Annotated in this window: 16 protein-coding genes; 9 read left to right on the top strand and 7 right to left on the bottom strand. The window is 62.3% G+C overall.

Annotation, left to right across the window (positions count from 1 at the left end; translation table 11 throughout):
• Nucleotides 1–318: 318 nt before the first annotated feature.
• From zwf to ABEA02_RS12515, 5 genes are all read right to left on the bottom strand, one after another.
• The gene (gene zwf / locus ABEA02_RS12535) at nucleotides 319–1,797 is read right to left on the bottom strand and encodes a glucose-6-phosphate dehydrogenase (protein WP_345533318.1); all 1,479 of its coding nucleotides are present in this window, start codon (nucleotides 1,795–1,797) and stop codon (nucleotides 319–321) included.
• 90 nt (nucleotides 1,798–1,887) lie between these two features.
• Nucleotides 1,888–2,076, bottom strand: a complete 189-nt coding sequence (locus ABEA02_RS12530) for a hypothetical protein (protein ID WP_345533317.1) — start codon at nucleotides 2,074–2,076, stop codon at nucleotides 1,888–1,890.
• A 179-nt stretch (nucleotides 2,077–2,255) separates the two neighbouring features.
• A complete protein-coding gene (pelA, locus tag ABEA02_RS12525; protein WP_345533315.1) occupies nucleotides 2,256–3,974 on the bottom strand; it encodes a pectate lyase in 1,719 nt (572 codons plus the stop codon).
• 150 nt (nucleotides 3,975–4,124) lie between these two features.
• Nucleotides 4,125–6,116 carry a UvrD-helicase domain-containing protein gene (locus ABEA02_RS12520; RefSeq protein ID WP_345533314.1) on the bottom strand — a complete coding sequence of 664 codons (1,992 nt, stop codon included), beginning with the start codon at nucleotides 6,114–6,116 and terminating at the stop codon, nucleotides 4,125–4,127.
• Nucleotides 6,117–6,201: 85 nt separating this feature from the next.
• Entirely contained in the window at nucleotides 6,202–6,438 is a 237-nt protein-coding gene (locus ABEA02_RS12515) for a hypothetical protein (RefSeq protein ID WP_345533313.1), read from the bottom strand.
• Here ABEA02_RS12515 and ABEA02_RS12510 point away from each other — a divergent pair.
• The 4 genes from ABEA02_RS12510 to ABEA02_RS12495 all read left to right on the top strand — a co-directional run bounded on the left by ABEA02_RS12510 (nucleotide 6,437) and on the right by ABEA02_RS12495 (nucleotide 10,207).
• A complete protein-coding gene (locus tag ABEA02_RS12510; protein ID WP_345533312.1) occupies nucleotides 6,437–6,976 on the top strand; it encodes a hypothetical protein in 540 nt (179 codons plus the stop codon). The two genes, ABEA02_RS12515 and ABEA02_RS12510, sit on opposite strands and share 2 nt — an antisense overlap.
• Before the next feature lie 111 nt (nucleotides 6,977–7,087).
• Entirely contained in the window at nucleotides 7,088–8,032 is a 945-nt protein-coding gene (locus ABEA02_RS12505; protein ID WP_345533311.1) for an NAD(P)H-dependent flavin oxidoreductase, read from the top strand.
• 265 nt (nucleotides 8,033–8,297) lie between these two features.
• A complete protein-coding gene (gene ttcA, locus ABEA02_RS12500) occupies nucleotides 8,298–9,218 on the top strand; it encodes a tRNA 2-thiocytidine(32) synthetase TtcA (RefSeq protein ID WP_345533310.1) in 921 nt (306 codons plus the stop codon).
• A 20-nt stretch (nucleotides 9,219–9,238) separates the two neighbouring features.
• Complete coding sequence (locus ABEA02_RS12495) at nucleotides 9,239–10,207, top strand: FHA domain-containing protein (protein ID WP_345533309.1); 969 nt, start codon at nucleotides 9,239–9,241, stop codon at nucleotides 10,205–10,207.
• Nucleotides 10,208–10,249: 42 nt separating this feature from the next.
• On the opposite strand, the gene ABEA02_RS12490 is transcribed toward ABEA02_RS12495, so the two are convergent.
• A complete protein-coding gene (locus ABEA02_RS12490) occupies nucleotides 10,250–10,828 on the bottom strand; it encodes a 5-formyltetrahydrofolate cyclo-ligase (protein ID WP_345533308.1) in 579 nt (192 codons plus the stop codon).
• A gap of 98 nt (nucleotides 10,829–10,926) precedes the next feature.
• Here ABEA02_RS12490 and ABEA02_RS12485 point away from each other — a divergent pair, with 98 nt between their 5' ends.
• The 3 genes from ABEA02_RS12485 (at nucleotide 10,927) to murB (ending at nucleotide 14,995) form a co-directional block, all read left to right on the top strand.
• The gene (locus tag ABEA02_RS12485) at nucleotides 10,927–12,897 is read left to right on the top strand and encodes a lytic transglycosylase domain-containing protein (protein WP_345533638.1); all 1,971 of its coding nucleotides are present in this window, start codon (nucleotides 10,927–10,929) and stop codon (nucleotides 12,895–12,897) included.
• Between the two features lie 115 nt (nucleotides 12,898–13,012).
• Nucleotides 13,013–13,960, top strand: coding sequence for a complex I NDUFA9 subunit family protein (locus ABEA02_RS12480; RefSeq protein WP_345533307.1), 948 nt, complete (start codon nucleotides 13,013–13,015; stop codon nucleotides 13,958–13,960).
• Between the two features lie 9 nt (nucleotides 13,961–13,969).
• Entirely contained in the window at nucleotides 13,970–14,995 is a 1,026-nt protein-coding gene (gene murB / locus ABEA02_RS12475; protein ID WP_345533306.1) for a UDP-N-acetylmuramate dehydrogenase, read from the top strand.
• 66 nt (nucleotides 14,996–15,061) lie between these two features.
• Here murB and ABEA02_RS12470 read toward each other — a convergent pair whose 3' ends face one another.
• On the bottom strand, nucleotides 15,062–16,996 hold the full coding sequence (locus ABEA02_RS12470) for a pectate lyase family protein (protein WP_345533305.1): 1,935 nt from the start codon (nucleotides 16,994–16,996) through the stop codon (nucleotides 15,062–15,064).
• A gap of 556 nt (nucleotides 16,997–17,552) precedes the next feature.
• Between ABEA02_RS12470 and ABEA02_RS12465 the strand changes: the two genes are divergently transcribed.
• On the top strand, nucleotides 17,553–20,321 hold the full coding sequence (locus ABEA02_RS12465) for a DUF3857 domain-containing protein (RefSeq protein WP_345533304.1): 2,769 nt from the start codon (nucleotides 17,553–17,555) through the stop codon (nucleotides 20,319–20,321).
• 182 nt (nucleotides 20,322–20,503) lie between these two features.
• Nucleotides 20,504–21,556 carry a hypothetical protein gene (locus ABEA02_RS12460; RefSeq protein ID WP_345533302.1) on the top strand — a complete coding sequence of 351 codons (1,053 nt, stop codon included), beginning with the start codon at nucleotides 20,504–20,506 and terminating at the stop codon, nucleotides 21,554–21,556.
• Nucleotides 21,557–21,624: the final 68 nt, after the last annotated feature.

Raw genomic sequence — 21,624 nt, 5'->3', positions numbered from 1 at the left:
GACGGCCCCCTACGATGTTGCATGACAACAAAATATAGGTGTTTCACGTAAGCGAAGGCCGTATAAGCCGCCATTTGGGCATCTTTTTGGGCTGAACGTTATTCGAAATGGCTCCGCCCGCGCTGTACCGGTAGCAAGGCAAGCGAACCTTCCGGCAAGCAAGCGACTGTTCTATCAAGGAAAATGCGCGACTTAAGTGCCGCGAGGCATGCCCAGGGGGCACAGGGCATGAGGGGCTGCCGCACTGCGGCTGCCGGCGATGCGTTGCGCCAACGCGTCCAGAGCGCCGGCAGCCCGGGGGGGCACCTGCTCTGGTACTTACTCCGCGTCTTCGAACCAGGTGCGCCCGTCGCGCTCGATCAGCGCTACGGCGGCAGACGGCCCCCAAGTGCCAGCTGCATAGGTGTGCATGCGCTGGTCGTTGTGGGCCCAGGCCGCGTGGATGGGGTCGACCCACTTCCACGCTGCATTCACTTCGTCTGCACGCATGAACAGGGTCTGGTTGCCACGGATCACGTCCATCAGCAGGCGCTCATAGGCATCCGGATTGGAGACGCCGAAGGTCTCGGCGAAGCTCATGTCGAGCGGGATGCGGCGCAGACGCATGCCACCGGGGCCGGGATCCTTGATGGTGACCTCCAGCGTCACGCCCTCGTCGGGCTGAAGACGCAGGATGAGGCGGTTCTGGCTCACGCGGCCGGCCGAGGAATCGAAAATATTGTGGGAGATGGGCCGGAAATTGACCACGATCTCGGACGTACGACGGGTGAGGCGCTTGCCCGTGCGCAGGTAGAAAGGCACGCCGGCCCAGCGCCAGTTGGCGATCTCGGCGCGGATGGCCACAAAAGTCTCGGTCGTGCTGATCTCGCGGCCGAGGTCTTCGAGGTAACCCTTGACAGCCTGCCCGCCGACCGAACCGCCTCGGTACTGCGCACGCACCGTCATCTGCTCGGCATTGCGCTCGTCGATCGGCTTGAGCGCTTTGAGCACCTTGAGCTTTTCATCGCGCACGGCGTCAGCCTGAAAAGAGTCGGGCGGCTCCATTGCGGTGAGACACAGCAGCTGCATGATGTGGTTCTGCAGCATGTCGCGCATGGCGCCCGAGGTGTCGTAGTAGCCGCCGCGATCGCCCACGCCGATGTCTTCGGCCACCGTAATCTGTACATGGTCAATGTGGGTGGCGTTCCACAGTGGTTCGAACAAACGGTTGGCAAAGCGCAGCGCCATGAGGTTCTGCACTGTCTCCTTGCCGAGGTAGTGGTCAATGCGGAAGACCTGGCTTTCGTCGAACACTGCAGCGACCGCGCTGTTGACGGCATTGGCGCTCTCGCCGTTCTTGCCCAGAGGCTTTTCGAGCACGACGCGGGTCTGCGGGGTGACCAGGCCGAACTGCTTGATGCGCTGGGACAGGGGAGCGAAAAGATCGGGGGACACTGCAAAGTAGAAGGCACGGACGTGATCTGCCCCGCTGGCCAGCATGCCCGCGAGCTCGGCCCAGCCGCCTTCGCCTTCGGCATCGGCCGCGCAGAACCAGGTGCGCGCAACGAAGCGTTCCACCGCCTCGGGTTTCTTGTCCGCTGGCTTCACGAATTCATCTAGCGCCTTGCGCACAAAGTCAGCATAGGCCTCACGCGACAGCGGGCGCCGTGACACACCGATGATGCGTGCCACGTCGGGCAGCTGTCCGGCCAGATCGCGGTGGTAAAGGGCTGGCAGGAGCTTGCGAGCGGCCAGATCGCCGGCTCCGCCGAACACGACAAGATCAAAGGGGCTGACCTGAATGGTGCGTGAAGACATCGACAACTCCGTGCAATCGGTATTGTCTTCAGTGTAACGCGCACTGGCACCGGCTTTGATGACCGGCTCACTGCCTCCCTGATATAGGGCTCATGCCAATCCGTTGATGTGCTCGTCGAAGGGCTCCGGCTCAGCCACCGGCTTGGGCCGCTTCCTGTCCATGAACCAGGACATCAACCACCCCAGCGGGGCGGGGCGGAAGTCCATGTCATCAGCCTGTGCGGCATCGGCCAGCGAAGGCGGCGCAGGCGATTCGTGCGTAGGGAGTGACGTCTGCATGATGCACCTCTCGAATCCGGGCCTGTCGTCGAATGTCGGCCCCTTGATTCAAGCTATGCACGGCTACGTCACATCGCCAATTGGGAGAATTTATGCCTGCCTGTAGCCTCTTCTATGGTCACCACAAACAAAAACCCCCGGCACGCCGGGGGATTCGTTCCATGCTGCTGCAAAGCCGCTCAGGGCTTGGGGTTGCTGGCGCTCCAGGTCGTGAAGCTGGTCAGAAGGCTCTGAGCCACGTTGTTGTATTGCGCGTACCCCGTCAGGCGCTCCGCAGACACGGCCGTGGTCGACCCGAAGATCAAGCCATACACGCTGCTGGCAGCGCCATGGCGATCAGCAAAGTCGCCGAACAGCATGCGACCGCGCGCTGCAAGCGCGCTTGCCGTGGGGTCATAGACGCTGAGGTCATAGAAACGCGCCCACGAGTTCTTGCTGCTATCGCTGACAAGCGCGCCACTGACCCAAGCCTTGCCATCTATCTGCGTCGCCTTGAAGAAGTCAGCCGCGGCGTAGACCGCTGTGCGCGTCGCTGCATCCGGATTGGGCAGGGACATCAGGAACTTGACGATCTTGCCGCTCTCGGACGACGACAAGGCTGCCATCTCATAGGCGCGCGCCGGCGTGGGCTTCAGCGTGAACACGTCGTGCTGCTGACCCCAGATGGTCAGCTTGCCGTTGATGCGTACCTGATTGGTCAGCAGCCAGGTGATGCCATTGCCCGCTGCGGCAGCGCATTTGTTGCGCAGGGTCGTATCGACGAACGCAAAGTCGCTGTTCGAGCTGGTGCCGATCTCGCGCAGCAGCTTGATGAGGTTGAGCATCGCATCGTCGTTCAGTGTGATCGCATCGTGATAGGCCATACCCGACACCGGATAGTTCTGCGGCCAGCCGTAGTTTGGGTACTGCGCTGCCAGTATCGCGTTGAGGCCTTTGATGATGGAGGCCTGGAACGTCGAGCGATCCGTGCTCTGCGCCGCCTGCACCTTGGCGAGGTAGCGGATCTCGGTGGTGGTGGCGGCATTGTCGAAAGTGCCGACATAGTTCCAGTCGGTCGCGCCCGATCCGTTCGGATCGATGTTGCTGCCGATGTAGGACTGGCCCTTGGCACGCACGACGCCGGTGCGCACCATGTTCTTGCCCCATGCGCCGGACGGCACCTGGAAGCTGACGATCTCACGCGCAATCGCCAGTGCACTGCTGCCGGCATAGTACGAGGCGGTCTCCGACAGCGGCATGGTATCCGGCCCGGTCTTGTCCGAGCCACGTGCTGAGGGCACTGACGACAGGCCCGAGCGCTCAGCCTTGAGGCTGGCCTTATCAGCCGCGCGAGCGTTGTTCGAGGTGGTCAGGTAGGTCGTGAAGGCCGTCTTCAGCGAGCCGGCTTCGGCATCGATGCGCGATTGGGTCAGCGGCGAGGTCTCGGTGTTCTTGCGAATGTAGTCGGTGCAGGTCGTCACGCAGGCGCCGTCATTCGACGACGCCGCGCTGGAGCTGCTCGACGCCTTGCTCGACGAAGAAGATGAAGCGACGCTGGAGGACGCCACGCTGCTAGACGAGGTTGACGAAGCCACGGACGAAGCAACCGACGAGCTGCTGCTCGATGCCACGCTGCTGGTGCTCGACGACGAGGTAGTCGTGGCGGCATACGAGCACCAGGCCGCTGTGGTGAAGCTATTACTGGGGTAAGCCGAGGTCGTGCAGGCGAAACTGCCGGTCTTGGTGGCGTAGACGAACTCGCCGGACTTGCCCAGCGCCGTCGAACGTGTGCCGGTCATGGTGCAGGTCGCACCGGTAGCCTGAACGCACTTGGTGTAGCCGGACGGGTAATCCGTCGCGGCATGGGTCGTCAGCGCGGCAAATGCCAGCGCGACGCCAGTGAAAAACCTGGCTTGCATCGTCTGTCTCCTCGAAACCATGTGGTCTTTTGCGACCCGACCAAACGCCGAGCCATCCGCAAATGTTAATTGTTCGAATCAATTGCGGAAAGCTGCGATGCGCAAGGCCAAGGGACGGAAGTCACACCCGCTCACCCGCAGATTCTGGCCTCAGGAACCCGTCTTGGGCGCGAACATCGCCTGCAGCTTGGCGAGCTTGGCCAGCGCGTCTTCCTGCGAGACCGGCTCGGCCTTCTTGCCGCCGCTGTGCTTCAAGCCGTCGCCGAGCTCGGCGATGAAGCGCGAGGGCTCGACCGTGCGTACTTCCTTGCCGGACTTGCGCCGCTCGCAGTGGCTGATGGTCAGGGTGCGCTGGGCGCGTGTGACGCCGACGTACATAAGGCGGCGCTCTTCCTCGATGGCGTCACCCTCGATGCTGCTCTGGTGAGGCAGCATGCCTTCCTCGACACCGACGAGGAAGACGTGCGGAAACTCCAGCCCCTTGGAGGCATGCAGGGTCGCCAACTGCACGGCGTCGCGCTCTTCGTCGCCCTTGTCGAGCATGGAGATCAGCGCCACGGTCTGCGCCAGCTCCAACAGATTCTTGCTGTCTTCCTCGCCCTTCTTCGACAGCCATTCGACGAAGTCGCGCACGTTGGACCACTTCGATTCGGCCTCGCGCTGCTCGCAATGCTCGAACAGGTGCGCCTCGTAGCCGATGGCGCGCAGCAGGTCTTCGAGCACGCGGCCGGCAGGTTCGCGCTGGGCACGGTATTCGAGGTTGTTGATGAAGTTGCCGAACTCGCGCACGCCTTCCAGCTGGCGCGCGGCAACGTGTTCAGTCGCACCTTCTTCAAAGGCGGCCGCAAACAGGCTGATCTGGCGAGCACCGGCATAGTTGCCCAGCGCCTCCAGCGTGCCGGCACCAATGCCGCGTCTTGGCGTGGTGATGGCGCGAATGAAAGCAAGGTCATCGTCGCCGTTGAGCAAGAGGCGCAGGTAGCAGGTGATGTCCTTGATCTCGGCGCGCTCGAAGAAGCTCTGCCCGCCCGACATCACGTACGGGATCTTGTGGTTGCGCAGCTGCTGTTCGAAGAGCCGCGCCTGGTGGTTGCCGCGGTAGAGGATGGCGTAGTCGGAGAAGTGCGTGCGGTGCTCGAAGCGGTGCGTCGAGATCTTCATCGCGACGAGCTCGGCCTCCTGCTCCGGCGTGTGCGCAGCGACGATGCTGATGGCATCGCCCAGGCCGTGCTCGGACCACAGCTTCTTCTCGAACAGCTTTTCGTTGTTGGCGATCAGCGTGTTGGCCGCGTTGAGAATGCGGTTCGAGGAGCGGTAGTTCTGCTCCAGCTTGATGAGCTTGAGCTTGGGGTAATCGGTCTGCAGCGCGTAGAGGTTCTTCACGTCCGCGCCGCGCCAGGCATAGATGGCCTGATCGTCGTCGCCGACCGCCGTAAAGGCACCGCGCACGCCCGAGATCTGGCGTAGCAGCTTGTACTGCGCGCCATTGGTGTCCTGGTATTCGTCGATGAGCAGGTAGCGCAAGCGGTTCTGCCAGCGTTCCAGTGCTTCCGGGTGCTCGTCGAACAGGCGCACCGGCAGCGCAATGAGGTCGTCGAAGTCGACGGCCTGATAGGCGCGCAGGGTCTTCTCGTAGGCCGGGTAGAGCTTGGCGGCAAGTTCGCTGGCTTCATCCTTGACGAGCTTGACCGCTTCGTCGGGCGTGATGAGCGCGTTTTTCCAGCCCGAAATCGTCCACTGCACCGACTTCGTGAGGCTCTTGTCATTGCTTCCCATGACGTCGGAAACGATCTGCATCACGTCCGACGAATCGAGGATCGAGAACTGCGGCTTCAGCCCGGCAAGACGCGCCTCCTGACGCACGATCTTCACGCCCAGAGCATGGAAGGTACACACCGTCAGGCCCTTGGCCGCGCCGCCTTCGAGCAGCTTGCCGACGCGCTCTTCCATCTCGCGCGCAGCCTTGTTGGTGAAGGTGATGGCGGCGATGTTGCGCGCCTCCATGCCGCACTCTTTCACCATGTAGGCGATCTTGTGCGTGATCACGCGCGTCTTGCCGCTGCCGGCGCCCGCCAGCACGAGGCAGGGGCCGTCAAGGTACTTCGCGGCTTCGCGCTGGGGGGGATTGAGGTGGGAGAGCATGAACGCAGACGAGTGTTACTGGCGCCCATTTTACCGGACCACTCCCACTGCCCGAAAAGGTGCCTACAAGCCCTCTTGTGGCGGGCTATACCGTTCGTAAGCGCCGAACGGCGATGCAGTGCATCAAATAAGCCGGGCTTTGGGGAGCTGCTCCTTTTGCCACCCAAGAATCGCCAAATTCGATATTTGTATCAACAAAAATCCGTTTTCCGACAAATACGTTTCGCCTGGCGATAAGTTTCATTAATTCAAAATTTTGATGCTCATGACGCAAATTGAATTGAACCCACCGTCCCCGATAGTCACGAAGGATTTCCATCATGTCAGCCCAAGCCACTGCCTCCCACGCCTACGTACCCCAGAAAACCGCACTGGGCGCCGAGATGCTGGCCCAGCGCGAAGCTGGCCTCAGCTATACGACGCGCCGCGTATTGCTGCTGGCAGACGGTCAGCGCAACGTGGGTAGTTTGGTAGGCATGCTGCCGGGGCAGAATGTAATCGCCGAACTCAACGAGCTGGTCGCCCGTGGCCTGATCGAAATCCACGCTTCCGCCGACAGTGCTGCCGCAGCAGCAGCCGCAACGGAGGCCGCAGCCCAGAACATGCCCGACGCCTGGATGACGGCCAGCAACTTCATGATGGCACGTGCCCGCGAGAGCCTGGGTGTGATGGCAGCAGGGGTGATCAACGACCTGGAGCGCGTGCAGGATCCGGAAGAGGCGCGTCAGGCCATGAGCCGCTGGTATCGCGCCCTGCGCGAATCGCGCGCTGGCCGCCCCCAAGCTGATGCCTTGCGTGTGCAGGTGTCGCAGATGCTGCGCGGCAGCGGCATTGGCACTTCATCGCCCACGCAGGGCTGAACGCGCAACAGACGAGACCGCACGAAGTCGGTAGCGCGGGGTTTCCCGCCTGCCGGCTTTGTTGCGTGCGTGGCAAGCTGCAGGCACCCCATACGACGACGGTACGCCACCATGCCCTTGCCCGCTTGCTTCCAGGGAACCCTGCGCCTCCCGGTGATCGCAGCCCCGATGTTCATCGTGTCCGGCCCGGAGCTGGTCATTGCCTGCTGTCAGGCTGGCGTTGCCGGCAGCCTGCCTTCACTGAATGCGCGACCGGCCAGCCAGCTTGACGGGTGGCTGGCGCAGATCGGTTCAGCACGCGAAGCGGCAAACGGCAACTTCGCACCGCACGGCATCAATCTCATCCTGCACGCCAGCAATACGCGGCTCGAAGAAGACCTTGCGCTGGTCGTGCAACACAAGGTTCCCTTCGTGGTCACCAGTCTCGGCCACCCTGGCAAGGTCATCGAAGCCGTACATGGCTACGGTGGCGTGGTCTTCTCCGACGTGATCCATGCCCAACATGCACGCAAGGCCGCTGCGGCTGGCGTCGACGGCATCATCGCCATCGCTGGCGGGGCAGGCGGGCACGCCGGTACGCAGAATCCGTTCTCGTTGATCCGTGAGATCCGCGAGTTCTGGAGTGGCTGCCTCGTATTGGGCGGCGCGATCTCCGACGGCTACGGCATCCGTGCCGCCGAAGTACTGGGTGCCGATCTTGCCTATGTCGGCACGCGCTTCATTGCCACCACTGAATCGCGTGCTGACCCTGCCTACAAGCAGATGCTGTGCAGCGCCAGCGCGCAGGACATCGTCTACACCGACGCCATCTCGGGCGCCAACGCCAACTTCCTGGCGCCCTCTCTGCTCGCCGCCGGCTACTCGCCGGAGCTGCTGACGGCCACGGCCGACAAGGCGAAACTGAAGGATCTGGCCTCTGAAGCCAAAGCCTGGCGCGATGTCTGGAGCGCAGGGCATGGCGTCGCCAACATCCATGACACGCCAGACGCAGCAAGCCTGATCGGTCGCCTGCGGACGGAGTACGTGCAAGCCAGCCAACGTCCTGCAGTCGCCTGAACCGGGGATCCAAAGCAGCGGTTTCGACAAACAGAACCTATTGTCGGCGCACCGTTCCGCCTCGCTGAACGCTTGCCGAATTACCCACAGTCCGGCGCTCCCCGTTCATCCGTCAGAACGCCCGCTACCGCTTTTTCCCCTCTTTTCAAGCTTGTCGTGACCCAATAGAGGGGGCATCCTTCTAGGCGGAGGCATCTGACGGCTTGCGGCGCTGCACAACCGTATAATCAGGCCCATACAGTAAAAAACGATTTGCGGTCACCCCATGGATAACGTGCTCGAAGCACCCCCGCTGGAAGAAAGCCTCTCCGGCAACGCGATCAAATTGCGCAAGCGTCTGCTGCGCAATGTCGGTCAGGCTATTGCCGACTTCAACATGATCGAAGACGGGGACACGGTGCTCGTATGCTGTTCGGGTGGCAAGGATTCCTACACCTTGCTGACCTTGCTGATGGCGCTTCGCGAGCGCGCACCGGTAGATTTCCGCATCATTGCGATGAATCTTGACCAGAAGCAACCCGGCTTTCCGGCCGAGGTCCTGCCGGCATATTTCGAATCGATCGGTGTCGAATACCGCATCGTTACCGAAGACACTTATTCCATCGTCAAAGAGAAAGTGCCCGAGGGGAAAACCACGTGCGCCCTCTGTTCACGCTTGCGTCGCGGCATCATCTACCGCACGGCACGAGAGCTCGGCGCCACGAAGATCGCGCTGGGTCACCACCGTGAAGACCTGCTTGAAACACTGTTCCTCAACATGTTCTTCGGCGGCAAGATCAAGGCCATGCCGCCCAAGCTGCAAAGCGACAACGGCGAACACATCGTGATCCGTCCGCTCGCCTACTGTGCCGAAGCCGACGTCGCCAGGTTCGCGCGTGCGATGGACTATCCCATCATCCCCTGCAACCTCTGCGGTACGCAGGAGAACGCGCAGCGCAAACAGATCAAGGCGCTGCTCGCTGACTGGGAGCGCAACTTCCCGGGACGAATCGAATCGCTGGCCACTGCCCTTCAGAACGTAGTGCCAAGTCATCTCGCCGATGGCAACCTGTTTAACTTCAAGACGCTGGATCGCGGTGCCGTTAATGGTGATGGTGACCTGGTGTTCGATGAAGAGGCGGCAACGACGATCGCCAGCCCGGTTACCGAAACCATTCGCTGGATGAGCCGCGGGGTAGAGCAATGATGGCCGGGGGAAACGGAAACATGATGCGAGAAGCTGTAGCAGAAAGCTGCCTGCTGGTGGCCGAAGTCACAGGCGCGACCCAGCTCGCCGACAAGCTGGGGGCTGCTGAAGCAGACCGCGCTGTCGAGCGTGCCATTGCGCGCGCCGAGCGCTCAGTCCAGGCCTACCAGGGCAGTCGCGTGCCCGGCGCACCGGGTCGCCTGGCAGCGCACTTCCCGCGCAGCGACGGCGCCGCTCTCGCCGCCAATGACATGATCAAACGCATCAGCCAGCTGCCGCCGGTGTCTGGCATCACGCTGTCTGCGCGCATCGTCCTGCACTCGGGCCGCGCCAAGCAGGGTGGTGGCGTGGATGAGGAAAGCGTCGAACTGGCGCTGAGCTTGTTGCCGTTCGCCTCGCCCGGCCAGATCCTTCTCTCCAGCGATGCGGTAAGCAAGCTGTCGGAAGGCATGCGTGCCAACATCAATTCGGCCACGCAGCTGTCAGTCAGCACGGGCGGCTTCCAGATGCCCCTCGTTGAACTGCAGCCCGGCAACCTGCTGATGCCGCAATCGCATGGCCCGCTGACCGTACCGCCGCACGAGCCGACGATCATGCCGTCGTCGCGCCCGGTTCCGGCGCGCCAGGCACCCGCTGCGGAACAGACTCGTTCGCGCCTGCTGCTTCGTTATCACGGCGCCAGCCTGCTGGTTTCGGAGTTCAAACCGGTACTGCTGGCCGGCCGCGAAGAGGCCAACGATGTAGTCATCACGGATCGCCGTGCCTCACGACAACACGCGCGCATCGAGTGGCGCAAAGGTCGCTTCATGCTGATCGACAGCAGCACCAACGGGACGTACCTCGTCGATGCGCAAGGGGCCGAAGTGTTGCTCAAGCACGGTGAATGTGAGCTGCCAACTCACGGCCGCATCGGCTGCGGTTATTCGCCGCTGGAAGCAGGCTGTGAGCCGATGGTGTTCGACATTGGCGAACGCAACAGCGGGCAGTAAGCACTCGCACGGCAAAACAAAGGGAGCTACGGCTCCCTTTTTTCATCGGTCGGCGCGCGCAGCACCCGCTTCCGTAATTAGCCAGTCGAGTGGCTGGTCATGTCCGGCTTCGTCGATGCGGGCACAGCGCGACAGCTCGAAGCCAAGACCTGCCGTCAGCGGTGCTGGCTGCAGGGTCGCCAGGGTACGGTCGAAGTAACCACCCCCATAGCCCAGCCTGAATCCGCGCGCGTCGAAGCCGTTAACCGGAATCATGATCAGCTGCGGATGCACCACCTCGCCCGCCCCGGGAACGGGAATCCCCATGATGTCTGCCGACATCGGGACGCCCGGCGTCCACCTGCGAAAGGTCAATGGCGCATTGCGCTCCACCACCACGGGCAGGCAGGCACGGCGCTGTGCATCTGCCGCCAGCCAATGCTGCACGACGCTGCGCACATCGGGCTCTGCCCGCCAGGGCCAACAGAACGCCAGGGTGCGTACGTCCTGCGCGGCAAGCCAGCGTGCGAGATGCGCGCAGAGACCTTCGTTGAGCCGCGCGAACTCCGCGTCGCTCAATGCTTCGCGCGTCGCCAGCAATTGCTTGCGCAAGGTATTACGATCCAGGTGCCCTGAAGGCAAGTGTTATCCTCCACTGCTCGCTCGGTTACACAATCGCTGCGGCGAGACCGCGAATATCAGCGCCGATGCGCTGGCATGTTGAAGGGAAATCGTACTTGATGGTCAGGCGCTTGTGGTGCGCGCTGCTGCTGGGCTTGGGACTCCACGCCAGTGTGTTTGCGCAGACAGTGACAGAAGGCGGTGAACGGCGCATCTACGTGGCGCGTGAGGCGGCGCAGCGTGGCGACACCGCGCGGCTCGAACAGATGCTGGCGGACCCCGGTCCCCATGCACTCGAACCCTATATCGGCTATTGGCTGTGGTCGGCACGCATTGCACGCAGCAGCGAGAGCTTTTCGACGACAGCGCTGCAAACCTTCCTCACCCGTTACGACGGTAGCTTTATTGCCGAACGCCTGCGGGCCGACTGGCTCAAGCGTCTCGGCCGCGAAGGCCAGTACCCCCTCTTCAACGAAGAATACGCGCGCCTGCAGCAGCCCGATCAGGAGCTGCAGTGCTTCGCCATTCGCGCGGGCAATCCCGCCAGCGAAGCCCTTTTGCTGGCACTGGAAGCGCAGTGGCTGACGCTCACCGACACACCCGAAAGCTGCTTCACGCCTTTGCAACTGCTGGTCGACAGCAGTCGTAAAAGCAACGACGACATCTGGTGGCGTGTGCGCCGGACGATCGAGGCCAATCGCCTCAGCGCAGCGCGGCATGCCGTATCGATGCTGGGCGAGGAGGGGCGCGACAGCGGCGCACTGGCGCAGGTTTTCGACAATCCCGAGCGTTATCTCAAGTCCGTCGCGGCACGCAATGCCAGCAGCCGCGCCGCGCGTGAATGGGTACTGGCCAGCGTTGCACGCCTGGCCCGGCGCAATCCGCGCAATGCCTTGGCGGGCTGGCGAGCCATCCACGATGCGTCCTACACCGCTGGCGAACGGGCCTACGTCATGGGCCAGCTGGCCTGGGGTGGTGCGCTGACGCACATGCCGGAATCACATCGCTGGTTCGAAGAAGCGCGCAAGCTGGATGCCACGCAGCCCATGAGCGACGAGCAGGCTGCCTGGCAAGTACGCATGGCCCTGCGCGCACTGGACTGGCCGAGGGTGCAGGCAGCCATCGAGCAGATGAGCCCGCTGCAACGCAACCAGCCAGAATGGATCTACTGGCTGGCGCGCTCGCACTCCATGCAGGGGCGTCCGGAACTGGCCCGCCCGCTGCACGAGAAGCGCGCGGGTGAGCCTGACTTCTACGGCATCCTCTCCGCCGAAGCACTCGGCCGCCCATTGCACTGGCCCGCCCCGCCTGCCCCACCCAGCACACAGGAGCTGCAGCAAGTTGCCGAACTGGACGGCGTACGGCGCGCCATCGCACTGCTGCGCATGGACATGCGCCTGGAAGGCTTGCGCGAATGGAACTGGACCATGCGCGGTCTTGATGATCGCCGCCTGATCGCCGCCGCCGAACACGCGCGCCGTCTCGGCATCTACGACCGCGCCATCTTTGCCGCCGAGCGCACGAAGACGCAGCACGACTACAGCCTGCGCTACCTCGCGCCGTTCTACGACGCTTTCTCGCGCGAGGCCCGCACCCAGCAGCTGTCGCTGGCCTGGATCTACGGCCTGACGCGGCAGGAGAGCCGCTTCATCACTTCGGCGCGCTCACCGGTCGGCGCGCAGGGCCTGATGCAGATCATGCCCGCCACGGGTCGCCTGGTTGCGCGCCAGATCGGCGTCGCAGGTTTCTCGGTCGGCGACCTCGGCGACACCGATACCAATGTGCGCCTGGGCGCGGCCTACCTGCGCAGCGTGCTCGACGGCCTCTCCAGCTCGCCGGTCATGGCCACGGCGGCCTACAACGCCGGCCCCGGTCGTGCCCGCCGGTGGCAGGCAGAGCAAGCGCTGGAGGGTGCGATCTATGCGGAATCGATTCCCTTCACCGAGACGCGCGATTACGTGAAGAAGGTGATGGCCAATGCCGTCGCCTACTCAGTGCTCTTCGACGGCAAGCCCATGTCGATGACCCGCTTCATGGGTCGCGTGCCGGCCTATGCAGGCGGCTCACGTGGCGACGAGGCGGAGCCCTGAGCCCGCACACGACGCACCTTGAATCGGCGACACATGGCGCCGGCTTGACCGGCCCGCATGCCCCGGGTTCTGATGCGGGCTGCCCGGGGCCCGACCCTGCACACAAGACACCAGGATGATCCGCACCGTACTCCTCATCGGCGGCACAGGTTTCATCGGCCAGGCACTCGCCGAGGCACTCACCACGGCAGGCCTGCGGCTGATTGTGCCGACGCGTACCCTGCGCCACGCCGGAGCCCTGCGCTTGCTGCCGGGCACCGAAATCGTCGAGATCGACGTGCACGACACCGGCCGCCTGAGTCAGCTGATGGCGTGCGCCGACGCGGTGGTCAACCTGGTCGGCGTGCTGCATTCCGAGTCCGATACCCCCTACGGCCCCGAGTTCGCCCGCGCCCACGTCGAACTGCCGCGCATCATTGCAGCCGCCGCACGACTCACCGGCGTGCGCCGCATCATTCACGTCAGCGCCCTCGGTGCCGACCCGCACGGTCCCTCCGAGTACCTGCGCTCCAAGGCCGACGGCGAAGCCGCCATCCGCGAGGCCGGTCCCGGTATCCGCTGGACCATCTTCCGCCCTTCCGTCGTGTTCGGCGCGCAGGACAGCTTCCTCAACCTGTTCGCCCGCTTGCTGCGCTGGACGCCGGTGCTACCACTCGGCGGGGCGCATGCGCGCTTCCAGCCCGTGCATGTCGGGGACGTGGTCGCCGCCATCCGCCACGCCCTGCTCACGGGCGAGGGCGCAGACAGCACTCTGGAACTGGCCGGGCCGCAGATCTACGAATTGGCCGACCTCGTGCGCCTCGTCGCGCGTCTCACCCATCGGCACGTCATCGTCATCCCCCTGCCGAACGCCCTCGCCATGCTGCAGGCCGCCGTCATGGAATGCTTGCCCGGCCCCCTCATGAGCCGCGACAATGTGCGTTCCATGCAGCGTGACAACATCGCCAGCGCCGAACCTTTGCCATTCGGCCTGACTCCCACCGCCATTGAATCCATCGCGCCACGCTGGTTGAGCCCCGCGCCACGCTCATTCGACCAGTATCGCCGACAGGCCCGACGCTAATCCGATCGCATGCTCCTGCCCATCTTCGAAGACATCCCGCTGGCCGACCTCAACACCCTGCGCCTGCCAGCCCGCGCGGAACGCTATGCCGAGATCCACTCGCCCGAACAGCTCATCAAACTGATCGAGCGTGGCGACCTCGCCACGCAGCGCGTCTTCATCCTTGGCGGTGGCAGCAACATCGTTCTCAAGGGCGACCTCAACGCCTTCGTCCTGCACATGCGCATCCCCGGCCACATGCTCGCCACCGAACTGGACGACGCCTGGATCGTGCGCGCCGGCGCGGGCGAGAACTGGCACGAGTTCGTGCGCTGGACGCTGGACCAGGGCTGGGGCGGCCTGGAAAACCTCTCGCTGATTCCGGGCACCGTCGGCGCAGCGCCCATCCAGAACATCGGCGCCTACGGTGTCGAGCTCGCCGACCGCTTCTTCGCCCTCGAAGCCGTGGATCTGCGCAGCGGTCGCATCATCAGCTTCGACAAGGACGCCTGCCAGTTCGCCTATCGCGACAGCCTGTTCAAGCAGCAGGGTGCAGCCGGCCGCTTCGTCATTACCGCAGTCAGCTTCCGCCTGCCCAAGGACTGGCAGCCCGTCACCAGCTACGCCGATGTGGCGAGCTACCTTGAGCAGAACGGCATCGACGCCCCGACACCCCGCGACATCTCGGACGCCGTCATTGCCATCCGCTCACGCAAACTGCCCGACCCCGCCAAGCTGCCCAACGCTGGGAGCTTCTTCAAAAACCCCGTCGTCACGCAGGCGCAATTCGATGCCCTCGTGCGCGACTGGCCACAGCTTGCCAACAACCCGCAGCCTGACGGTACGGTCAAGCTTTCGGCAGGCTGGCTCATCGAACGCGCTGGCTGGAAGGGACGCAACCTCGGCCCGGTCGGCATGTACGAAAAGCAGGCCCTGGTGCTGGTCAATCATGGTGACGGCAAGGGTGAGGACGTTTTGCGTCTCGCCGCCGAGGTCACCGCGGCCGTGGAAGGCATGTTCGGTGTGCGGCTGGAGCAGGAGCCGGTACTGGTCTGATACCTCGCGGGCAACGAAAAACGGCAGCCCGTGGGCTGCCGTTTTTCGTTCTGCCAGACCTCCGGGTCAAGGCAACCCGCCACCCACAATGGTGAGATTGTCGAATGTCGCTGTGACGGTCGCTGTATTGCTGTTCGACGAAACAGCGAATCCCACATAGAGCGTGGATTCCGTTGTCGTCATCGTTGCCGAGCCACGGTTAAAGAAGGTCGTGCCATCGGTCGAGGCCTCTACCGTGACATTCGAACCGACGCGCTTGATACGAACCCAGGCAGGCAAAGTAGTGTTGCCAACGCCACTGATCGCTGACCCATTGTTCCCGTTGATAGCGGCCCGGATTTCACCTGTACTTGAATAGCGGGCGGCCCACGCGAACTTGTGCGTACCCGTAAGCGTTTCGGCCGCCAGCAGCCCGGCGCGCGCGTTGGCGTGGTTGCCACCTTGGGCAGTGATACGCGCAGTGATCGTGAAGTCGCCCGTCAAAGGCATGTACTTGAAGTAGTGGTTGTAGCTGGTACCGCTACCCATGACACCCGCGCCATTGACTGTGTAAACCCCGGAGCTGAAAGAGTCCGAACCAGTAGCCGTCACAGCTGCGTTCATGTTCCCGGCGCCGACACCGGTGTCGCAGCTGAATGCAGCACTGCAGACGGGTGCAGCGGCACTGCTCGATGAGACGCTGCTGGATGAAACAGAGGAAGAACTTGAGCTGGACGAAACGGACGAGACCGAGCTGCTGCTCGAACTCACAGTGGAGGTACTGGAAGAGCTGCTTGAGGACGAGCCGTTCGGCATCTTGCCTGCCCCTGCCCCCGCCACGACGATGGCAGGAATGTCCGCCGCTGCGTCCAGCGTATAGACGTAAGGGATGGTGATGGAGGTCGTTGATACGGGGTCCGGGCCCGCAGGATGTTCCTTGTTGGCCACATTGGGCACCCAGGTCACATTCGCACCGAAGATGTTGCCACTGACGTCCCAATAGCCCATGTCATCGGTGTAAAAGGTACCGATCGGATTCTTGGCGTTGGTGAAGTAGTTGTTCTCGGCCTTGATCTTGCCCCCGATTCGCGGGTTCATGCCCGACTCGACGATGCCATCGAAGTAGTTGTTGAACGAGTGCGCCGTCGCGTGACGCAGCAGCGGTATGCGCGAGTTGAGATTGCTGTAATAGTTGTGGTGGTAGGTCACCGGGCCATTGGTGTTGTCACTGTCGCTGGAGCCCACCAGCCCGCCACGCTCGGAGTTCTTCAGGATGCTCCAGGACAATGTGATGTACGTGGTGCCGTCCTTAATGTCGAATAGCCCATCGTAGCCCTGCGCTTCGCCACCCGAGGCTTCCAGCGTGCAGTGATCCACCCACACATTTGAGACGCTGCTTTCCATGCCGATCGCGTCGCCGCCATTCGAAGTTGGCGAGCCGGATTTCTTCACATTGCGCACATGCAGGTTGCGAATGATGATGTTCTTCGCATCGCGAATATGAATGCCGATCTGGTCCAGGAGCGCATTGCTGCCCACGCCGATGATGGAAACGTTCTGCACCCCCTTGAGCTGGATGGCGTCGTCCAGGGTGTCGCACTGACCGGATTGCTTGGTCGTGTTGCCGTGATTGATGGTGCCGTTGACCATGATGATGATCGGCGTGGTCTTCGTGGCACGATTACACAGCGCAGCGTTGAGCTCCGTTCCGGTCGTGACGGTCACCGTCGCGCCGCCCGCACCGCCCGTGGTGCCGCCATTCAGGGTCGAATACCCGACCTGCTGATCGACGAAGGCGTAGCTGGCGGCTGAAGAACTACCCGCACTGCTGGTTACGCTGCTGGAACTGACCGAAACGCTGGCACTCGAGGACGATGCGCTGGACGTGGCCGTCGACGAACTCGACACTCCGGCTGACGACGACGTGCCGCCCGCGCTACCACTTCCACCTCCACCACCACAAGCCGCAAGGGCGAGGATCATCAAAGCCGCAGCACTGCTGCGAAAGGGCAGTTGCATCATGTCTGTCTCCAGCAATCGTTATGCGCCAATCTTCCTCAAAGTCTGGAGTCGGCGTCAGGTTTTGTCCTACAGAAGGAAATCTACGGGATCGGCATTTCTCTCGCCAGCCCAAAAGTGCCCTTTGCGGGATTTTGTTTGCGCTTACGCGTTTTTGATAACTCGGGGTATGGCGTGCTTCATGGCGCGCAATCGGCAAGAACCAATGCCGCCGTGCGCTGCAGCGCCACGAAGCAGGCGCAGGACAGCATTGACCATGTGGTGCTGGCGCAACAGTCCGATGGCGTAGAAGCCCCGGATCGGTCGCCGCAACGGTAAATCCTCGCCGAACACCAGCGGTTCTGACAGGCAGACCAGAAGGTGTCGAGCAGCCCGGGAGCAACTTACCTCAGCAACACGCCCAACCACAGCGAACCGTATTGCCAGATCAGCGCCGCAGCGCTGGTCATGCCTGCTGCATGGTCGATACAGAAAAGCGTCCTGATCTGACGGGCAAGATCAATTGGCGATCGAGTTGCTGCCCTAGAATCGATGCCTGGTCCGACATGCACAAACATCCATGAAGCCCTCGCTCGTCGTTGCATTCCGGTGCTGCTTCGTCAGCATCCTGTTCACGCTGTTGCCACTGGCATCCTCTGCCCAGCAAAACGAACCTCAAGTCCGTGAAATCCGTCTGCCGGACTCCGCATTGGTGCGCGACACCAGATTGCCGGACTGGGCTCCGACAGCGCTGCCATTGCCAGACAACAAGTCAGACGAGCCATTCTTTGTCCGGCTGTCCGACACCTACGTACGTCTTGGTGACCAGACCACATACCTCGTCAAACGCGTCAGCACTGCCAACACGGCTGCATCCCTGAGGGACCTGGGACAGCTTGACGTCGTCTTCCAGCCCGACTACCAGCAGGTCAAGCTGCATGCCATACGCATTCTGCGTGGGAGCGATCAGATCGACATGCTGGACCGCGCAAAAGTGCGTTTTGTACAACGCGAGAGAGACGTGGAGAACGCCATCTTCACCGGCTGGGTGACTGCCACCATCGTGGTCGAAGATCTGCGCGTGGGTGATGCGCTGGAGCTCCAATACTCCCTCATAGGTCAGAACCCGGTTTTCGGCAACCGGCTGTTTGACGGTGCTGGACTGGAGTTTTCAGTCGCATCGGGGGTGCGTCGCTACACCATCGACGCACCCGCCAGCCGCAAAGTTAACGTCAGGGTCATAGGGGGCAGCGCGCAGCGCGCAGACCTGAAGCCCGAGATCATCACTAGCAACGGGCGAACGCTGACGCGCTTCACATCGCGCAATTCCGGAAGTCAGGAGATAGATCAATACGCCCCCTCCGATTACAGCCCTCTACGCTGGGTTCAAGCCAGCGAGTTCGCCAGCTGGAAAGAAGTGGTGGGCTGGGCTCAGGGGCTGTTCCGGACCGAGCCACTGCCTGCGGAAGCCCAATCGCTGCTGCGGGAGCTCCGAGCGATCCGCGACCCTGAGAAACAGATCCTGCGCGCATTGAAGTTCGTGCAAGCCGACATCAGGTATGTGTCGATGTCGCTGGGCGAGAACTCGCACCGCCCCTTCTCGCCCTCCCAGGTTCTGTCGCGACGCTACGGTGACTGCAAGGACAAATCGCTGCTGCTTGTCTCGCTGCTGCGTGAGGTTGGCATACAAGCCTGGCCCGTGCTCGTCTCGACAGACTATCGACGCAACCTGGATACCTTGCTGCCCAGCCCCACGAACTTTGATCACGCCATCGTGAAAGTGGCCCTCAAGGATCGCCGCTGGTTTCTTGATGCCACGCTGCCCGAGCAGAGCGGCACGCTGGACACCATCGGTGACGCACACACAGACACCCTCCTGCTGGTCGTGCAGGACGGCAATGACCGACTGGAACGCACTCCAGCCGCGCGCGACGCGCTGATCACCATAGAGCGCGCCGAGCACTTCCGCCTGAAGAGCATGGATGAACCAGCCGAGCTGGATATCGAGATCCAGTTCGCCGGTCTCAACGCCGAAAGCGTGCGCCATGGTTTCCGCAATGCCGCGAAAGAACAGATCCGCAAGTTCTACAGCGGCTATCTCGATCGACGCTATAACCAGGCCGAATTGCTGCAGGACCCGGTTATTGAAGACGATCAGGAGCGCAACACCCTGCGCCTTCGCCTTCGGTACCGGGTGACCGGCTTTGCCGAGAAAGATCAGAACGACTGGAACATGCGTTACCTCGCCAGCAATTTGACCGAGCAGTTCTATGTTCCCACCAACGGGCGCCGTACGTCCCCCCTGGCGCTCCCTTCCTACCCCTTCGTCGGACGCTATGGCCTGCGTATCACCCTGCCTGAGAACTTCGACGCGAAGCGCACGCCGTATGACAAAGTCATCGAAGAACCAGGCTATCGCTTCGAACAGCATCTCACGCTCAACGGCCGCGAGGCACAGGCTCATGTTGAACTGCGTATCACCTCGGACCGTATCGATGCGTCGCGCGTCCCGACCTTCCTCAATAACCTGCGGCTGTCGAATGCGATGCTGTCAAGCAGCTTCTCCGTCGACACCCGGGACATCAGGGTCGAGCGCCCCAATATCCCGTTCAAGCAGACCGTCCGACAACACTACGAGGAAGTCGTTGCTTCCACTACGCAACGCTTGCCGCAAGCCAGCAAGCTGGGCGTCAGTCCGGTCGATCTCTTGTGCGAACGTGCCTTGGCTGAAGCCTACCTCGGCCAGCTTGAAGCGGCGCGCAAGGATGCCGAGAGCGCCCTGCATGACAATGCCGACTCCCGTGCAGCCGTTTATTGCCGCAGCGTCGTCCAGCTCATGGAACGCAACGTCATCGCCAGCCACGCCGGCTTCAGCCGGCTCGTGGCCTTGGGCGACAACAGTCATGACTTGTGGATGCGGCGTGCACTGAGTGCTTACCACCTTGGCCGATACGAAGATGCGCGAGGCGATTTCGCACGTGCCATGTCCGCCGGTAACACCGACTCCCAGCGTGAACGGGCGAACTACTGGCAGGCGCTATGCGAGCTCCGGCTGGGCCGGCCTGTCACCACTACGAGCACGACTGCCGCCTGGCCGGCGCCCGGACTGGCCTTGCTGAAGGGGGCCATAAGCCCGGAGAAGCTGCTTGCTGACATTCAGGCGTCGGCCAGCGGTGACGCTCTTGAAGTACAGCTGGCCGAGGGCTACCTCTTTATTGCCCAGTACCTGCAACAACGCGGCCAGGAGATCAAACGTCAAGCCTACCTGAGGCTGTCGCTCGAGAAAGGCATGATCTTCACCTTCGCTCACCAAGCAAGCCTGCTCGAAATCGCGGTACTTAAACCATGACCCCTTTCAAGAAACTGACTCACCTCTGCGTCCTCGCTACCCTGGTTGGCGCACTGCCTGCCGGCAGTCAGGCACAAACCGTCAATCCCGGCCCAGCCATCAACAAGTTTGCAACGCAGCCCAAACCTCCCGTCAATCAGGATGCCATCCAGATCATCGAGGCCACTCACCTGGTCGACGTCTTGCTCAGCGTCTGGAAGAGCCGCCTGCTCAAGCAGTACAGCGAAAATCAGCAGATTCTCGCCATGATACAAACGCGTATGCATGCGCCAGATCTCCGGGATCGCCTTGTCATGGCGCTGGCTGGCGCCTTGAGCACGGAAATTAGCCGAGAGGACGTGGCCTACACGATCCGTGCCTTGCGCAGCCCTGCAGGACAGGCATTCCAGGCTGCAAGCCGTCGCGCCGCCGCCAGAATTGATGTGGATGGCCCAGCCGCCATCAAGGAAGCGTTGAACGCCGAGGCAGCATTCGCGCGTTCGGGTGATGCCGTCAGGCTCAACAGGGTCCTGTCCACGCTCAATCTCGCAAGATCGGCAAAGTTGAAGGCCGCTCTTGATGACGTGCTTGACCGGGCCAGACTGACTCCACCCCGACTGGAGCAGGAAGTGCTCGCCAACATGCTTGATGCGAACGCCAACGGCCAGGGTGGTGCCGTCGTATCACGTACATCCGTGCATCCAACCACGGCGCTCATGTTTGGGCTGGCGGACCAGGTAATGTCTGTGCAGCAGGAATATGCCAACGATCTGAACGTGCTGATCGACGAGCTCATTCTGACCCCTTCGTTCATGGTCCGTCGCGACAACATACAGAAAGTCCTGTCGAACATCCCTGCGATGCTGGCTGCCGTTGATCGACGGCAGCAGCGGCTGGACAGCGTTTTTGAATCCTTGCTGTCAGACGCACGTGCGCTGAGTATCCCCACACGCGAACGAGACGAGTTTGTGCGGGGTCTGGAAACCCGCCTGCCCATACAGATGGCCTATCAAATGGAGTACACGGAGAACCAGCAGCGCGTTATCAAACTGTACGAGCGGATCTATCAGTTCATGCAGAGCAATCTTGCGGACATAGCGCTCGAAAACGAAAAGCTGCTTTTCCGGACAGATGCCCTTTTGCAGGAATACCTGGTCCTGGCTCGTCAGCTGGATCAGGAAGCTGCGCGCGAGCAAGCCTTGCTGCAATCTTCGCGCGATCGCGTAAAAGACACCGCTGCGAAACTCCGCAATTGACTCTGAGCAAAGCGCAACAAAAAAACGGCAGCCATGGGCTGCCGTTTTTCATTCTGCCGGCCCATCGG

Origin of the sequence: Viridibacterium curvum (assembly GCF_039544165.1) — a bacterium.
Lineage (GTDB): Bacteria > Pseudomonadota > Gammaproteobacteria > Burkholderiales > Rhodocyclaceae > Viridibacterium > Viridibacterium curvum.
This window is presented reverse-complemented; position numbering and strand designations above follow the sequence as displayed.

What these genes read in the sequence shown, in the direction of transcription:
- zwf (WP_345533318.1), bottom strand. Translation starts at nt 1,797, where the DNA reads ATGTCTTCACGCACCATTCAGGTCAGCCCCTTTGATCTTGTCGTGTTC.
- ABEA02_RS12530 (WP_345533317.1), bottom strand. Translation starts at nt 2,076, where the DNA reads ATGCAGACGTCACTCCCTACGCACGAATCGCCTGCGCCGCCTTCGCTG.
- pelA (WP_345533315.1), bottom strand. Translation starts at nt 3,974, where the DNA reads ATGCAAGCCAGGTTTTTCACTGGCGTCGCGCTGGCATTTGCCGCGCTG.
- ABEA02_RS12520 (WP_345533314.1), bottom strand. Translation starts at nt 6,116, where the DNA reads ATGCTCTCCCACCTCAATCCCCCCCAGCGCGAAGCCGCGAAGTACCTT.
- ABEA02_RS12510 (WP_345533312.1), top strand. Translation starts at nt 6,437, where the DNA reads ATGTCAGCCCAAGCCACTGCCTCCCACGCCTACGTACCCCAGAAAACC.
- ABEA02_RS12515 (WP_345533313.1), bottom strand. Translation starts at nt 6,438, where the DNA reads ATGATGGAAATCCTTCGTGACTATCGGGGACGGTGGGTTCAATTCAAT.
- ABEA02_RS12505 (WP_345533311.1), top strand. Translation starts at nt 7,088, where the DNA reads ATGCCCTTGCCCGCTTGCTTCCAGGGAACCCTGCGCCTCCCGGTGATC.
- ttcA (WP_345533310.1), top strand. Translation starts at nt 8,298, where the DNA reads ATGGATAACGTGCTCGAAGCACCCCCGCTGGAAGAAAGCCTCTCCGGC.
- ABEA02_RS12495 (WP_345533309.1), top strand. Translation starts at nt 9,239, where the DNA reads ATGATGCGAGAAGCTGTAGCAGAAAGCTGCCTGCTGGTGGCCGAAGTC.
- ABEA02_RS12485 (WP_345533638.1), top strand. Translation starts at nt 10,927, where the DNA reads ATGGTCAGGCGCTTGTGGTGCGCGCTGCTGCTGGGCTTGGGACTCCAC.
- ABEA02_RS12480 (WP_345533307.1), top strand. Translation starts at nt 13,013, where the DNA reads ATGATCCGCACCGTACTCCTCATCGGCGGCACAGGTTTCATCGGCCAG.
- murB (WP_345533306.1), top strand. Translation starts at nt 13,970, where the DNA reads ATGCTCCTGCCCATCTTCGAAGACATCCCGCTGGCCGACCTCAACACC.
- ABEA02_RS12470 (WP_345533305.1), bottom strand. Translation starts at nt 16,996, where the DNA reads ATGATGCAACTGCCCTTTCGCAGCAGTGCTGCGGCTTTGATGATCCTC.
- ABEA02_RS12465 (WP_345533304.1), top strand. Translation starts at nt 17,553, where the DNA reads ATGAAGCCCTCGCTCGTCGTTGCATTCCGGTGCTGCTTCGTCAGCATC.